At 61.5% G+C, this 14,061-nt stretch carries 14 protein-coding genes and 1 tRNA gene; 8 read left to right on the plus strand and 7 right to left on the minus strand.

The features are described from left to right. Window positions 1-47 precede the first annotated feature (47 nt). The 3 genes from CO656_RS20110 (at window position 48) to CO656_RS20120 (ending at window position 2,362) form a co-directional block, all read left to right on the plus strand. On the plus strand, window positions 48-737 hold the full coding sequence (locus CO656_RS20110) for a DUF599 domain-containing protein (RefSeq protein ID WP_037423223.1): 690 nt from the start codon (window positions 48-50) through the stop codon (window positions 735-737). A 188-nt stretch (window positions 738-925) separates the two neighbouring features. Then, window positions 926-1,885 carry a DUF1624 domain-containing protein gene (locus CO656_RS20115; RefSeq protein ID WP_234819531.1) on the plus strand — a complete coding sequence of 320 codons (960 nt, stop codon included), beginning with the start codon at window positions 926-928 and terminating at the stop codon, window positions 1,883-1,885. A gap of 3 nt (window positions 1,886-1,888) precedes the next feature. Beyond that, entirely contained in the window at window positions 1,889-2,362 is a 474-nt protein-coding gene (locus tag CO656_RS20120; protein WP_037423229.1) for an isoprenylcysteine carboxylmethyltransferase family protein, read from the plus strand. A 67-nt stretch (window positions 2,363-2,429) separates the two neighbouring features. Here the strand turns inward: CO656_RS20120 and CO656_RS20125 are convergent, their stop codons facing one another. Both CO656_RS20125 and mgtE read right to left on the minus strand, forming a co-directional pair. Beyond that, entirely contained in the window at window positions 2,430-2,825 is a 396-nt protein-coding gene (locus CO656_RS20125) for a MerR family DNA-binding transcriptional regulator (protein WP_179864800.1), read from the minus strand. A 54-nt stretch (window positions 2,826-2,879) separates the two neighbouring features. Further along, complete coding sequence (mgtE, locus tag CO656_RS20130) at window positions 2,880-4,301, minus strand: magnesium transporter (RefSeq protein ID WP_037423233.1); 1,422 nt, start codon at window positions 4,299-4,301, stop codon at window positions 2,880-2,882. A gap of 212 nt (window positions 4,302-4,513) precedes the next feature. Here mgtE and CO656_RS20135 point away from each other — a divergent pair, with 212 nt between their 5' ends. The 3 genes from CO656_RS20135 to CO656_RS20145 all read left to right on the plus strand — a co-directional run bounded on the left by CO656_RS20135 (window position 4,514) and on the right by CO656_RS20145 (window position 5,825). Beyond that, window positions 4,514-5,005, plus strand: coding sequence for a peptide deformylase (locus CO656_RS20135; RefSeq protein ID WP_097526872.1), 492 nt, complete (start codon window positions 4,514-4,516; stop codon window positions 5,003-5,005). A 132-nt stretch (window positions 5,006-5,137) separates the two neighbouring features. After that, a complete protein-coding gene (locus tag CO656_RS20140) occupies window positions 5,138-5,395 on the plus strand; it encodes a hypothetical protein (protein WP_037423239.1) in 258 nt (85 codons plus the stop codon). Window positions 5,396-5,456: 61 nt separating this feature from the next. Beyond that, a complete protein-coding gene (locus tag CO656_RS20145; protein WP_037423242.1) occupies window positions 5,457-5,825 on the plus strand; it encodes a hypothetical protein in 369 nt (122 codons plus the stop codon). 73 nt (window positions 5,826-5,898) lie between these two features. Here the strand turns inward: CO656_RS20145 and CO656_RS20150 are convergent, their stop codons facing one another. From CO656_RS20150 to CO656_RS20165, 4 genes are all read right to left on the minus strand, one after another. Then, window positions 5,899-7,452 carry a SpoVR family protein gene (locus CO656_RS20150; RefSeq protein ID WP_037423245.1) on the minus strand — a complete coding sequence of 518 codons (1,554 nt, stop codon included), beginning with the start codon at window positions 7,450-7,452 and terminating at the stop codon, window positions 5,899-5,901. Window positions 7,453-7,467: 15 nt separating this feature from the next. Further along, on the minus strand, window positions 7,468-8,781 hold the full coding sequence (locus tag CO656_RS20155) for a YeaH/YhbH family protein (protein ID WP_037423248.1): 1,314 nt from the start codon (window positions 8,779-8,781) through the stop codon (window positions 7,468-7,470). 24 nt (window positions 8,782-8,805) lie between these two features. Next, complete coding sequence (locus CO656_RS20160; RefSeq protein ID WP_037383083.1) at window positions 8,806-10,755, minus strand: PrkA family serine protein kinase; 1,950 nt, start codon at window positions 10,753-10,755, stop codon at window positions 8,806-8,808. A gap of 535 nt (window positions 10,756-11,290) precedes the next feature. After that, window positions 11,291-11,375: transfer RNA gene (locus CO656_RS20165), tRNA-Leu, on the minus strand. A gap of 196 nt (window positions 11,376-11,571) precedes the next feature. Here CO656_RS20165 and lipB point away from each other — a divergent pair. After that, complete coding sequence (lipB, locus tag CO656_RS20170) at window positions 11,572-12,291, plus strand: lipoyl(octanoyl) transferase LipB (RefSeq protein ID WP_097526873.1); 720 nt, start codon at window positions 11,572-11,574, stop codon at window positions 12,289-12,291. 11 nt (window positions 12,292-12,302) lie between these two features. On the opposite strand, the gene CO656_RS20175 is transcribed toward lipB, so the two are convergent. Next, window positions 12,303-13,172, minus strand: a complete 870-nt coding sequence (locus tag CO656_RS20175) for a DMT family transporter (RefSeq protein ID WP_037423280.1) — start codon at window positions 13,170-13,172, stop codon at window positions 12,303-12,305. A 300-nt stretch (window positions 13,173-13,472) separates the two neighbouring features. Between CO656_RS20175 and CO656_RS20185 the strand changes: the two genes are divergently transcribed. Next, entirely contained in the window at window positions 13,473-13,868 is a 396-nt protein-coding gene (locus CO656_RS20185; RefSeq protein WP_037423255.1) for a helix-turn-helix domain-containing protein, read from the plus strand. Window positions 13,869-14,061 lie beyond the last annotated feature (193 nt).

Consider the following 14,061-nt stretch of genomic DNA (forward strand, 5'->3'; position numbering starts at 1 on the left):
CGCCGCAGCGATCTTGCATTTTCGAACGGTCGTGCCAAAAGACCTGCATGACAATCGAAGATTACATCGCGCTTTCAATCTTCATCCTGCTATGGGGCAGTTTCAATTGGGCGACCGATGGAAGACGCAATTTCAAGCGCGTCAGCCTGACCCGCCTGATGAACGAAAACAGGGCGCGGTGGATCCGCAATTCCCTCAATCGCGACCTGAAGATGATCGACACGCAGATCATCGCAGGCCTGCAAGCCGGTACCGCCTTCTTTGCCTCGACGACCATTTTCGCGCTCGGCGGCTGCTTTGCGCTGCTCGGGGCGACCGAGCAGGTGCAGATGATCTTCAACGACCTGCCGCAGATTTTTCGCGGCGGCCGGGCCGGGTTCGAACTGAAGGTCGGCGGCCTGACGTGCCTCTTCGGTTACTCCTTCTTCAAGTTCGGCTGGTCCTACCGGCTGTTCAACTACTGCTCCATCCTGATGGGCGGTATCCCGATGACGGCCGATATGTCGCGCGACCGTCGAATAGCAGAACAGGCGGCCGAGCGGGCCATAAGAATGAACATCCTCGCCGGCAAGCATTTCAATGCCGGGTTGAGGGCGATCTTCCTATCGATCGGCTATCTCGGCTGGTTCATCAGTCCCTATGTCTTCATCGTACTGACGTGCCTCGTGATTTTCGTGCTGACGCGCAGGCAGTTCTTCTCCGAAGCACGCGATGCCTTGCTCGCCGACACGCAATAGATCGCCCTCACTCGCGCCTGCGAAGCGACGATCGACGCTGGACAAAGACGAGAATCGGTCTTCTTCTCAGCATAATCGCGACGCGTCTGCGATCTGCCGAACGCGTCCTTTCTCAACGGAACGGCAACGCCATGCCTGAGACTTCTGCGACGACCATCGACGAAACACCCGCCGAACAGCCGGAGGTGATGCGGAGGGGCCGAATTGATCTCCTCGATGCGCTGCGCGGGCTGGCGCTCGTCGCCATGGCGATCTACCACTTCACTTGGGATCTGGAATTCTTCGGCTATGTGGCGGCGGGCACGGCGGGCACGGGCGGCTGGAGGCTGTTTGCCAGGCTGATCGCCAGCAGCTTCCTGTTTCTCGCCGGCTACAGCCTGGTGCTCGGCCACAGTCCGAAATTCCGCGCGCGCCCGTTTCTTAAGCGTTTCGCCAAAATCGCCGGGGCGGCGGCGCTGATCAGCATTGCCACCTTTTTCGCCATTCCCCAGTCCTTCATCTTTTTCGGCATTCTCCATGCGATCGCGGCGGCAAGCCTCGTAGGCATTCTCTTCCTGCGGCTCCCGGCGCCGGCCTCGTTCCTCGCCGCCGCTGCCGCCTTCGCCGCGCCGCTCTATCTGCGCTCGGCCTTCTTCGACGCGCCGGCGCTCTGGTGGGTCGGGCTGTCCGAAACGATCCCGCGCTCCAATGATTACGTTCCGCTTCTGCCGTGGCTGGCCCCCTTTCTCATCGGGCTCGGCACGGCGAAGCTGTTCCACGCAATGCTCATCGCCCGATGGCGGACCGCGAAAAGCGACGAGGGCAACGGCAAGCTGTGGATCAAGCCGCTCGCCATTGCCGGGCGCCACAGTCTGGCCATATACCTCATCCACCAGCCGCTGCTCATCGGGCTCGTCTACGCCTATTCTCTCGTCGCCCCTGCCCCCGTCCCGGATCCGGCACAGGCCTATCGGCTGAGCTGCGAGCAGGCCTGCAGCCGTGACGGATCGGGCATCTCGTGCAGCGTCTTTTGCGGCTGCACGCTCGACCAATTGAAAGAGCAGAACCTGTTCGAGGATCTAAACCAGGGGAAGATCGACTTGCGAACGGATGAACGCATTGCGCGAATCGCATCTCAATGCACAATGGAAGCGCAGTCGGGGGACTAGGACATGAACGCCTATCGTGCCAAGCCGCTGAGTTTTCCATGGCCACCGCTAATTTACGGCGCGGCAGCCCTGGCCGCGGTGGCGGTCGGCCGCGTTTTCCCCATTCCGGTCGCCCACGGGCATGGCTGGCTTCCTTGGCTGGCGGGCTGCGCCCTGATCCTGCTTGCGGCCTTGCTCGATCTCTGGGCCGTCAAGGCCCTCCTCGAACGCCGCACTGCCGTGCTTCCCCACCGCTGTGCAACCTGCCTCGTCACCGGCGGACCTTTCCGCTTCACCCGCAATCCGATCTATCTCGGCTATACCTTTGCGATGGTCGGCCTCGGCCTGATCACCCTCAATCCCTGGTTCTTCGTGCTGGGAATCGTGGCCGTCGCCCTGACGACGCTGGTCGCCGTACGCAACGAGGAGCGGCACCTGCTCTCGCGTTTCGGCTTCGAATTCGAACGCTATTGCCGCCACACGACACGGTGGATCTGAACGGCGGAACGAAAAAAGGCGGCTCGCGGCCACCTTTCGAAAGATTGCAAAACCGTCTGCGCGTTTCCTACGTCCCGACCCCGATTTCGGCGAGACGCGTCAGGCAGGATTCCTCCACATTGTCGAGTTCGGCAAGCGTATCGTCGATATCCTTGCGCTTCTGCCGTAGCTCCCCGCGCTTCTCCTCGACGCGCTTCATCAGGAGCTGCAATTGGCCCATCTCGCCGGGCGGATCCTTGTAGATCTGAATGATCTCGCGGATCTCGGCGATCGTGAAGCCGATGCGCCGGCCGCGCAGAATTTCCTTGATCAGATGCCGATCGGCTGGGCGAAACAGGCGCGTGCGTCCGCGGCGTTCCGGATGGATGAGGCCCTCATCCTCGTAGAAACGCAGCGTCCGGGTGGAGATACCGAATTCCCGCGTCAATTCCGTAATGCTATAGTACTTGTTCACGCCCGCCATTCCATCAAACTACAGACCCACTATCATTGACTTTGACGTAAAAGTCAAACGGGCTCACGTGACGTGGAACCACCAGGTGGCGATCCCGAGGAAGCTGAAGAAGCCAGTGATGTCCGTGACGGCCGTGACGAAGACGGCGGAGGAGACCGCCGGGTCGGCACCGGATTTGTCGAGGAGCAGCGGGATCAGGATTCCGGCCAGCGCCGCGGCCATCATGTTGATCAACATGGCCGTTGCAATGATGCCGCCGATATGGACGTCCTGAAACCAGAATCCCGCGACAAGGCCGATGAAGCTGCCGAAGATCATGCCGTTCAACAGGCCGACGCCCGCCTCGCGGCGGATGATCCTGGGCGCGTTGTGGATGTCGAGGCCGCGCGTGGCGAGCGCGCGCACTGTGACCGTCATCGTCTGCGAGCCGGCATTGCCACCCATGCCGGCGACGATCGGCATGAGGATCGCAAGTGCGACGATCTGCTGGATCGTGGCATCGAAGAGGCCGATCACCGAGGCGGAGATGCAGGCGGTCATGGAATTGACGAACAGCCAGGGGACGCGCGAACGCGACGCCTCCGCGACGGAGTCCGACAGTTCCTCGTCGCCGACGCCGGAAAGGCGCAGCAGGTCCTCCTCGGCTTCCTCCTGGATGACGTCGACGACGTCGTCGATCGTCAGCACCCCGACCAGCCGTCCGTTGTCGTCGACGACGGCCGCCGACAGGAGGTCGTACTGCTCGAAAAGCTGGGCCGCCTCCTCCTGGTCCATTTCCGCCGGGACCGAGTGACTGGTGTCGCGCATGATGGCATCGATCTTCACCGATCGCTTGGTGCGCAACACCCGGTCCAGATCGACGGTGCCGAGCAGCTTGAAGGTCGGGTCGATCACGAAGATCTGCGTGAAACTCTCGGGCAGATCGTCGTCTTCGCGCATGTAGTCGATCGTCTGGCCAACCGTCCAAAAGGGCGGCACGGCCACGAATTCGGTCTGCATGCGGCGGCCGGCGGTGCTTTCCGGATAGTCGAGCGAACGCCGCAAACGGACGCGCTCGGTGAAGGGCAGCTTGGCAAGGATCTCCTCCTGATCCTCCTGATCGAGATCCTCGAGGATGTAGACCGCGTCGTCGGAATCCATCTCGCCGATCGCTTCGGCGATCTGCTCGTTCGGCAGGTGCTCGACGATATCGAGGCGGATCGCCTCGTCGACCTCGGTCAGCGCGGCAAGGTCGAACTCCTTTCCGAGCAAGGAAACAAGCGCCAGGCGCTGTTCCGCCTGGATCGCCTCGAGCAGATCGCCCAATTCCGACGCGTGGAGGCCGGCGACGTGCTTGCGGAGATAGATCGTGTCGCGATCAGCGATCGCGGCACCGACATGCATCAGGAAATCCGAACGGACCGAACCGTCGTCGGCATAGATGTCCGAACCCTCAAAGGCAGCGAGTTCTTCGGAACCGCGGTCGTCGTCGCCTGTATCGCTCATGGACCCGCCTCCAGAAGTACACGCCGCCTGAACCTGCGCTATGGACAGCCCATTGCCCTGCTAGCGCAAAGCTCCGCCAAGGTCCACACGTTGACGCGGGGCCGCGGACCTTTTCTCCAAGCTGTTGCAAATGCACATGAAAAAAGTGAAACGAGTAAGGCTGCCGGGTCCGACGCAGAACGAGGCAGTCATTCACGCAAGAGAGCATCCGCATGGCACTTCGACCTATCATCCGGTTTCCACATCCGACGCTCGGGATCAGCGCCGAAATCGTCACCCGTTTCGACGATGACCTTCACGCCCTCGTCGACGATCTCACCGAGACGATGCGCGCGGCTCCCGGAATCGGCATCACCGCCCCGCATATCGGCGTCCTCACACGGGTGACGGTGATTGAGCTGGACCGCCAGACGGGTCCGCGTTGCTTCGTCAATCCTGAGGTCGTCTGGCACTCGGAAGCCACGGCGCGCCACAGCGAGGGCAGCGTCTCGATGCCCGGCATTTCCGAGGACGTGGAGCGGCCGATGAGCGTTCGCGTCCGTTACCAGACGATGGCGGGCGAGACACGCGAGGAGGAGGCCAGCGGCCTGATGGCCGTCTGCCTGCAGCACGAGATCGACCAGCTCGACGGCATCTTCTGGCTCCGTCGGCTGTCGAGGCTGAAGCGGGATCGCGCGGTGAAGCGGTTCGAGAAACTGCGCTGAGATCTGGCCGCGCCCTGCGGTTGCGCGAAAGCCTACGCTTCAATAGGGTCGCTCACGCCGGAGACCTGCCCTATCCCGCAAATCGGAAACAAGAGCCGAAACGACAGCGAAATTGAAACCGAAGGACATGCGATGAAATATCTGCGTCTCACCCTCCTCTGCGCCGCGGCGCTTGCAGGCTGCACCGCCACGCCCGATCTCGAGCCGCTCCCCGGAAGCCTCACCTATGGGGAGTCGGCCTCGTCGCGGAAGACCCAGGCGGCACCGGGCACGAAGATCCAGAACCGGTTCCTGCACGAGGGCAGAACGGTTTACGAGACCTACGAGGTCCAGCCCGACCACACCTACAAGCTCATCCGCCGCAGCGTGGTCGATTCCCTCGGCGACTGATCCTCTCGGAACATTGCGATGCCAAGCCCGTTCTCCAGGGACAAAACCAAGGAGAGATGCCATGGCTAAATATCTCGATGAACGCGGCGATCCGACAAGTGCTACGCACGACCCCGAGAGAAAGAGATTTTCGGCTGCGGAGGCAAAGCAGGGCCGCAGCGGCACGGCGATATTGGCAGTACTCCTCGGCGGGCTCCTGCTAGCCTTCGTCGCTTGGGGTGCGGTCGCAATCTGGGGCGAAGCCATCGACAGCGATCAGACGGCGGAAACGGAACAGATGCAGCCCGGACCTTCCACCGAGCAAACGGGCAGCGTCAATCAGGATCAGTCCACGCCGGCGATCCCGGCGCCGACCGACCGGGACCCGACAGCGCAAACCGGGACCGGCGGAGAAGTGCAGCAAGTCGCGCCCGACGGCACCGAGAAGTGACCGCAGATCGGCCGGCATTCGCGACGATCTCATCCAAGATCGTCGCGAATGCGCTTTGCGGGCAACGCGTCGGCTAATCTTCCTCTATATCCGCTGTCGAGCACTCGTAGAGCGTCTCGCCGGTTTCGGCCTCGACGCCGGCGAGGCTGACCTCATAACCCCACAGATGGCGAACATGCCGCAGGGTCGCATCGCGGCTGGACTCCTCGAGAAGGATGCCGTTCTTGACATTGTGCTGCAGCCGGAGGTGGCGATCACCCAGAAGGTCGACGTCCATGACCTGAATGTCCGGCTGGTTGGCGCCAATGTCGTAGCTTCGCGCAAGCGCCGCCCGGATTGCCTCGTAACCGCGCTCGTTGTGGATCGAGGCGACCTCGCAATACTTCTCGTCCGCCTCGTCCGACAGCAGGAACAGCCTGAATTTGCGGATCAGCGCCGGGCTCAGATATTGCAGGATGAAGGACTCGTCGCGGTGGTTTGCCCAGGCATCCAGCAGCGTCTCGCGCCAGTTGCCGCTGCCTGCGATGTCGGGAAACCAGTCGCGGTCTTCGGACGTCGGATCGACGCAGATCCGCTCGATGTCCTGCATCATGGCGAAGCCGAGCGCATAGGGGTTGATCCCGGGAAAGCGCGGATCGTCGAAGGAGGGCTGGAAGACGACATTGGTGTGGCTCTGGAGGATCTCCAGCATCGCGCCTTCGGTTATTCTCCCCTGGTCGAAGAGAGTGTTCATGATCGTGTAGTGAACAAAGGTCGCGCATCCCTCGTTCATCACCTTGGTCTGCCGCTGCGGATAGAAATACTGGGCGATGACGCGGACGATCCGCAGGATTTCGCGCTGCCACGGTTCGAGAATCAGGCTGGTCTTCTCGAGAAAGTAGAGCAGATTCTCATCCGGCAGGTTGAGCGCCTTCTTGCGCTCCGAAACGTCCCGCTCGACGGCGTCCGGATCACTGCTCTCGCTTGTCGTCGGCAGCGTCCGCCACAGGTCGCTATAGGTCTGCTCCTCGTATTCCAGCCTTTCGCGCATCCGCTCCCGCTCCTTTTCGGAAGACAGCCTCGGCGGCCGGCGGTAGCGGAAGACGCCCTGATCCATGAGCGCATGGGCGGAGTCGAGGATGGCCTCCACGGCGGTGGTTCCGTAGCGCTCCTCGCATTTGGTGATGTATTTCTTGGCGAACTCCATGTAGCTCAGTATGGCGCTGGCATCGGTCCATTGCCGGAACAGGTAATTGTTCTTGAAGAAATGGTTGTGGCCGAAGGCCGCGTGCGCCGTCACCAGGGCCTGCATGGCCATGGTGTTTTCTTCCATCAGGTAGGTGATGCAGGGATTGGAGTTGATGACCAGCTCATAGGCAAGGCCGCGCCTGCCCCTGCGATAAAGGTGGTCCTCGAAGACGAAGCGCTTTCCGAAGGACCAGTGCTGGTACATCAGCGGCATGCCGACGGAAGAATAGGCGTCGAGCATCTGTTCGGAAGAGATGATCTCGAGCTGGTTGGGATAAACGTCGAGCCCGAGATCATCGAGCGCGACGGTCTCGATCGCATCGTAGGTGCGCGAAAGCGTCTCGAAATTCCAGTCGGAGCCCTGAAACAGCAGGTTTGAAGCCGCACCCTTTTTTGGCATCCCGGTCGCCCCTCCCTAACGCGCTTGCACAGCCGGCTGTTTGCCGAAGAGTTTCCGGAAGACGGGATAAATGTCCGCTGGCTTGGCGATGCGGGTCATCTGGAAATTCGGCCATTCGCCATCGACCGTGCGATAGGCGCGCCAGAGCGAGGTGCCGTTGTCGGTGGTGCCGAAAATCTCCGTCTCGCGCTCGTCGATGATCTCGACATAGGCGTAATACTGGCAGAGCCGCATTAAATCATCGTGCAGCAGCGACGCGCACCGCTCCGAGTCGCCTGAGATGTTCTCGCCGTCCGAAGCCTGGGCGGCATAGATGTTCCATTCGCGGGCCGGATAGCGCTCTCGAATGACCCGGAGCATCTCCTCGAGCGCCGTCGAGACAATCGTGCCGCCGCTCTGCTTGCTGTAGAAGAAGGTGTTCTCATCCACCTCGCCCGCCTCGTCCGTGTGGCGAATGAAGACGATGTCGATCCTGTCGTAGCGCCGCTTCAGGAAAAGGTGCAGCAGCACGAAGAAGCGCTTCGCAAGGTCCTTCTCGCGTTCGCCCATGGAAGCGGAAACATCCATAAGGCAGAACATCACGGCGCTGGCATTCGGCAGCGGCTGCGGCTCGAAGCGGTTGAAGCGGATGTCGACCGGATCGACATAGGGAATGCGCCGGCGCCGGCGCTCCAGCTTTTCCAGCGCCTCACGCAGTTCCCCGAGGCGCTGCTGGTCTTTCGTACTTGCCTTCGGCTCCGCCTCCAACCTGGCGATCTCCGCCGCGATCGCCTCCATTTCCTTTCGCCCCGGCCGGTGCAGGGCGATGCGGCGGCCGAAGCTGTTGCGCATCGTACGGCCGACGTTGATATTCGTGGGGGAGCCGGTCGCGGCAAAACCGGCGCGGCGCCGTTTGAAGGCGACGGACTCCTTGAGGTTGAGCTTCACCATGTCGGGAAGTTCCAGGTCCTCGAAGAAGAGATCGAGCACCTCCTCGCGCGACAGGACGAATTGAAATTCGTCCTCGCTCCGCCCGGTTCCGGCGCCGGCGCCGGTGGCACCGCCGCCGGAAGCCCGCTTCGGCAGACGATCGCCCGCCGCGAACTCTCGATTGCCGGGCAGGACATATTTCCTTTCGCCGGTATCGCCGGCCGGCTGGAAGGTCGGCTCGCTGACGCCGCGGGCGGGCATCGAAACGTTGTGATCAGCATCGACGTCGGCGATCTTGCCCGACTTGACCTGTTCCTTGATGGCCCGCTTCAGTTCCTCGCGCGCGCGCTTCAGGAAGCGCTGCCTGTTACCGAGACTCTTGTCCTTCGGGTTAAGGCGGCGGTCGATAAAGTTCGGCATATGCTGCCCCCTGCTAACCGCACCTCAGCCCGCCTTGTTGACGCGCATGTACCAGTCGACCAATCGACGCACCTGCCGTTCGGTGTAGCCGCGCTCCTTCATGCGCTGGACGAATTCGGCATGCTGCTTCTCGGTCGCACTGTCCTTCTTGGAACCGAAGCTGATCACCGGCAGCAGGTCCTCGACCTGACCGAACATGCGCTTCTCGATGACTTCCCTGAGCTTCTCGTAGCTCGTCCAGGAGGGGTTGCGCCCATGATTCTTGGCGCGAGCCCGTAGGGTGAACTTGACGACCTCGTTGCGGAAGTCCTTCGGGTTGGCAATGCCCGCCGGCTTTTCGATCTGCGACAGCTCGCTGTCGAGGATTTTGCGGTTAAGGATCTGCCCCGTGTCGGGGTCCTTGAAGTCCTGGTCCTCGAGCCATGCGTCGGCATAGGCGATGTAGCGGTCGAAGAGGTTCTGGCCGTACTCGCTGTAGGATTCCAGATAGGCTTTCTGGATTTCATGGCCGATGAACTCGGCATAGCGGCTGGCGAGTTCCGACTTGATGAAGTCGAGATAGGCCGCTTCCGTCTCCTTCGCGAACTGCTCGCGCTTGATGGCCTGTTCCATGATGTACATCAGGTGGACGGGATCGGCCGAGACTTCCTTCGTATCGTAGTTGAAGGTTTCCGACAGGACCTTGAAGGCGAAGCGCGTGCTGACACCGGTCATGGCTTCGTCGACGCCGGCGGCATCGCGATATTCCTGGACCGAGCGCGCCTTCGGATCGACATCCTTGAGGTTCTCGCCGTCATAGACACGCATCTTCGTGTAGAGCGACGAGTTCTCATGGGGGACGAGCCGGGTGGAAACCGTGAAGCGGCTCAGGATCTCCAGCACCTCGGGCGCGCACGGATTGTTGAAGAGTTCGCTCTCGCGGAGAAGCTTCTCATAGATCATCTTCTCTTCGGTGACGCGCAGGCAATAGGGAACCTTGACCACCAGAATGCGGTCGAGGAACGCCTCGTTGTTGCGATTGTTCTTGAACTGCAGCCACTCCGATTCGTTGGAGTGCGCCAGGATCGTGCCCTGATAGGGGAAGGCACCGAAGTTTTCCGTGCCGTTGTAGCTGCCCTCCTGGGTCGCCGTCAGCAGCGGGTGCAGGACCTTGATCGGGGCCTTGAACATCTCCACGAATTCCAGCAGGCCCTGCGTGGTGCGGTTGAGGCCGCCGCTATAGGAATAGGCATCCGGGTCCGCCTGGCTGTAATTTTCCAGCTGCCGGATGTCGACCTTACCGACCAGCGAGGAGACGTCCTGGTTGTTCTCGTCGCCGGGCTCTGTCTTGGCGATGCCGATCTGACGCAGGCGCGAGGGGGTCAGCTTGACGACGCTGAATTTCGATATGTCGCCGCCGACCTCGTCGAGCCGCTTTGAGGCCCAGGGCGAAATCAGGCCGGTCAGCCGTCGCCTTGCGATACCGTATTTGTCCTCGAGCAGGTCGGCCATGCGCTCGGGGTGAAACAGGCCCAGGGGCGACTCGAAGACCGGGCTGATCTTGCCGTCGACCATGAGCGTATAGATCGGCCGCTGCTCCATGAGCTTCTTCAGCCGCTCCGCAAGCGACGACTTACCGCCGCCGACCGGACCGAGCAGGTAGAGAATCTGCTTGCGCTCCTCGAGACCCTGGGCAGCGTAGCGGAAGTAACCGACGATCCGCTCGATCGTGTCTTCCATGCCGAAGAAATCGGAGAAGGCCGGATAAATTTTGATGGTTCGGTTGGCGAAGATTCGGCCGAGACGCTCGTCAGCACTGGTATCGACGAGAACCGGCTCTCCAATGGCATCCACCATCCGCTCCTGCGCGGTGGCATACATGCTCTTGTCGTCGCGACATGCGAGGAGATATTCCTGTAGACTTATCTCTTCTTGCGCTGCACTCGAATAGATCTCCGAAAAGAGGTCGAAGACGTCAGATTCACTCCTTTGCATCGTGCTCTCCCGCGGCAAGCCGCTTGGTTGAACCGGGATCGCTGCCAATCGGCTATTGCTTCAAGTGAACGGTTTCCTGACTTCAAAGTTCCTTCTTAACCGGCACTACAAGCGGATGCCGAAGCAGCAGCTCACGACGACATCCGCACATCAGTTCGGGACCGATCGATCGGCGCCTTAATCCAAGGATCGAGGACGCCATTCCGCAAGACTCGTCGCTCTGTCACCCCATCATGCCGGCGCTTCTCGCGAATCCGTCATGACAATAAGAGCATAACCAAAACCCGGCCTTTCGCCGACTTTTTTTTTAGGATTTCACGAATTTAGCGGTAAACAATGTTGTGTAGGGACGGTGACATCGTGAGTAGCCTAGCCGGGCGCTGTCTAACGATTCCGGGAGGGAAACGACGCCCGGAGGGAGCAGTGCGCGCCGCGGCGATTTGGCAACCGAGCCTGTCGATCGCCTCCGGCGGCGAATACCTGAAAAATAAAAACCTCGTTCAACCATCAGGTTACGGGGCCTTCTTAATCTTGATGGTGCGGTCGAGAAGACTCGAACTTCCACGGGTTGCCCCACAGCGACCTCAACGCTGCGCGTCTACCAATTCCGCCACGACCGCATCGTGGTAGGTGCCGATTGCGTCGGCGGGGCTGCATGTAGCAAAAGGATTCAGGGTGCACAAGGGTAAGACGACAGAAATTTGACGGGAAACGGAACTATTTCCCCGCCCCCTCCGCGAAGCACTGGAAACGCTGGACTCTTGCCGCGCGCGGCCCCATGTACAGGCCGGAAAAAATTACCAAACGGGCTTTCCCATGCAGCGTGAAAATCTCAGCCAGACCATGTTTGCGGTGCCGGAATCGCCGCCGGTGCGCTGGCGCATCGCTCCCTCCCTCGTCGACTATCCACAGGCAGTCGAGACGATGGAGCGGGAGGCGGCCGCGATAGCGGACGGCACGGCCGACGAACTGGTCTGGTTGGTCGAGCACCCGCCCCTCTACACCGCCGGAACAAGTGCGAACGACATCGACTTGGTAACGCCCGAACGCTTCCCCGTATTTGCAACCGGTCGCGGCGGCGAATACACCTATCACGGCCCGGGTCAGCGGGTCGTCTATGTGATGCTCGACCTGAAGCGCCGACGCCAGGACGTTCGTGGTTTCGTCGCCGCCCTCGAAAGCGTCGTCATCGCAACGCTCGATTCGATGAACATCAAGGGTGAGCGCCGCGAGGATCGAGTCGGCGTCTGGGTGCGCCGCCCGGAAAAGCCGCCGCTTCCCGACGGGTCGATGGCCGAGGACAAGATCGCCGCCATCGGCATCCGGTTGCGCAGGTGGGTAAGCTTCCACGGCTTCTCGCTGAACGTCGATCCCGATCTCGACCATTTCGACGGCATCGTACCCTGCGGCATTCGCGACTATGGCGTGACCAGCCTCGTCGATCTGGGTCTTCCGGTTATGATGTCCGACGTGGACATACGGATCAGGAAGGCCTTCGAGCCGGTTTTCGGACCGACCCGCAGCGATAACCAATAACTGAACTCCTGTTAATCGGGCTTCCGTCCTTCTCTCTCGCGCCAGATGATGAAAAGCCCGGAGCCGACGATGACGGCAATGCCGAGCCATCTGGACGGCGTCGGAAAATCACCGAACACAAGATACCCGAGCGCCGTCGCCGAAACGATCTCGAAATAGTGGAACGGCGCCAGCAGCGACAGCGGCGCCAGGCGGAAGGCCTTCACGACGAGCAGATGGCCGTATCCCGAAATCGTGCCGAGAGCGATCACGAGTATCCAGCCGAGACCCGATCGCGGCAGCGCCGGCTCGAAATCGACTGCACCCATGCCATTGCCGACCGCGATGACCGCCACCATGAAGAGCGTCCCGCCGATTCCGGCGGTCGTCTGCATGGCGAGCGGCGAATCGGCGCTGCCGACCGCCCGGTTGAGGAAGAGGTAACAGGCGAACAGGAAGGCGCAGACCATCGGCAGCAGCGCGGTCGGGCCGAAGACGGCGAAACTCGGCTGGATGACGATCATCGCACCGCCGAAGCCGACGGCGATCGCGGTCCATCGCCGCCAGCCGACCCTCTCGCGCAGGATCAGTGCTGACAGACAGGTGAGGATGAAGGGCTCGACGAAATAGATCGCGAAGGCATCGGCAAGCGGCATGTATTTCACGGATACGAAGAACAGCAGGGCGGCCGAAGCAAGCAGCACGCCGCGCAAAAGGTTCGGCCAAAGCCGCTTCGGATAGATCGCCCGCAGCCCGCCCGCCGTCAGCAGCAGCGGCACGACCGAGACGAGCTGAAAGAAGAAGCGGTAGAAGGTCACCTGCCCCGGCGACATGCCCTCGTAAACCGCCATGTACTTCGCGATGGCATCCATGCAGGGCAGGACGAGCATGGCGAACAACATGATCGTCACGCCTTGCGTCACCGCGCTGCGCGGAGCGGCGGCCGTTTGTGCGAATCCGTTCAAGGGCGATTCCAGTTCGATGCTGAAGGTCGGACCTGAGCCTAACCTGTTTCATCGCGGTTTCAACGCCCGGCAGCGGAGAATCGCCAGGCCCGGAACGAGCCGCATTTGGCTGTGTTTATGCCGCTCCGAGGTGCTCCGCCCGGGAAGGAATACCGATAAGCTCGGCCCAGCTTCGCCCCGCAGGCATTCCGTCACCGTGCGGGCGGTAGAGATGTCAGGTGAAGAGGAGAGCGAACTATGCGCTTATCCACCGAAACCGTGATCGCGCGCCTGCGCCAAACAGGAGACGGCGACACGCTGGGCGGCCGTATCTGGAGAGCGCGCGACGCGGCAAGGCTTTCGATCAAGGAACTGGCAAGCAGGCTCGGCGTGCGCAGCGAAACGATATCCGCCTGGGAGCGCGATCGTGCCGAGCCCCGCACAAACCGGCTCTTCATGCTCGCCTCCATCCTCGGCGTCACGCCAGCCTGGCTGATTGCCGGGATCGGCCGTGCCCCTGACGACGGGCCGTCTCATTCGCATGCCGCGCTTCGCGAGCAACTCGAGCTCGTCAAAAGGCTCCACGAGCAAACGGGCGAAGCGATCGCGGCGCTCGAGAGCGAACTGGAACGGATCGAGGAAAATTTCCGATAGGTCATGTATTTTCAGCTTACGCGCATCGCCTGCCGTTGTATTGACGATTGCAGGACGATCGCCGAACAGTTGCGGAAATTCGAGGGAGAAGAAAAATGGACGTACGCGCCGCTGTAGCCGTTCAGGCCGGCAAGCCGCTGGAAATCATGACGGTTCAGCTCGAGGGCCCGAAGGCCGGCGAGGTGCTGATCGA

Origin of the sequence: Sinorhizobium sp. FG01 (assembly GCF_002531875.1) — a bacterium.
GTDB classification, from domain to species: Bacteria; Pseudomonadota; Alphaproteobacteria; order Rhizobiales; family Rhizobiaceae; genus Sinorhizobium; species Sinorhizobium fredii_C.

What these genes read in the sequence shown, in the direction of transcription:
- CO656_RS20120 (WP_037423229.1), top strand. Translation starts at nt 1,889, where the DNA reads ATGAACGCCTATCGTGCCAAGCCGCTGAGTTTTCCATGGCCACCGCTA.
- lipB (WP_097526873.1), top strand. Translation starts at nt 11,572, where the DNA reads ATGCAGCGTGAAAATCTCAGCCAGACCATGTTTGCGGTGCCGGAATCG.
- CO656_RS20140 (WP_037423239.1), top strand. Translation starts at nt 5,138, where the DNA reads ATGAAATATCTGCGTCTCACCCTCCTCTGCGCCGCGGCGCTTGCAGGC.
- CO656_RS20145 (WP_037423242.1), top strand. Translation starts at nt 5,457, where the DNA reads ATGGCTAAATATCTCGATGAACGCGGCGATCCGACAAGTGCTACGCAC.
- mgtE (WP_037423233.1), bottom strand. Translation starts at nt 4,301, where the DNA reads ATGAGCGATACAGGCGACGACGACCGCGGTTCCGAAGAACTCGCTGCC.
- CO656_RS20185 (WP_037423255.1), top strand. Translation starts at nt 13,473, where the DNA reads ATGCGCTTATCCACCGAAACCGTGATCGCGCGCCTGCGCCAAACAGGA.
- CO656_RS20160 (WP_037383083.1), bottom strand. Translation starts at nt 10,755, where the DNA reads ATGCAAAGGAGTGAATCTGACGTCTTCGACCTCTTTTCGGAGATCTAT.
- CO656_RS20115 (WP_234819531.1), top strand. Translation starts at nt 926, where the DNA reads ATGCGGAGGGGCCGAATTGATCTCCTCGATGCGCTGCGCGGGCTGGCG.
- CO656_RS20135 (WP_097526872.1), top strand. Translation starts at nt 4,514, where the DNA reads ATGGCACTTCGACCTATCATCCGGTTTCCACATCCGACGCTCGGGATC.
- CO656_RS20175 (WP_037423280.1), bottom strand. Translation starts at nt 13,172, where the DNA reads ATGTTGTTCGCCATGCTCGTCCTGCCCTGCATGGATGCCATCGCGAAG.
- CO656_RS20155 (WP_037423248.1), bottom strand. Translation starts at nt 8,781, where the DNA reads ATGCCGAACTTTATCGACCGCCGCCTTAACCCGAAGGACAAGAGTCTC.
- CO656_RS20125 (WP_179864800.1), bottom strand. Translation starts at nt 2,825, where the DNA reads ATGGCGGGCGTGAACAAGTACTATAGCATTACGGAATTGACGCGGGAA.
- CO656_RS20150 (WP_037423245.1), bottom strand. Translation starts at nt 7,452, where the DNA reads ATGCCAAAAAAGGGTGCGGCTTCAAACCTGCTGTTTCAGGGCTCCGAC.
- CO656_RS20110 (WP_037423223.1), top strand. Translation starts at nt 48, where the DNA reads ATGACAATCGAAGATTACATCGCGCTTTCAATCTTCATCCTGCTATGG.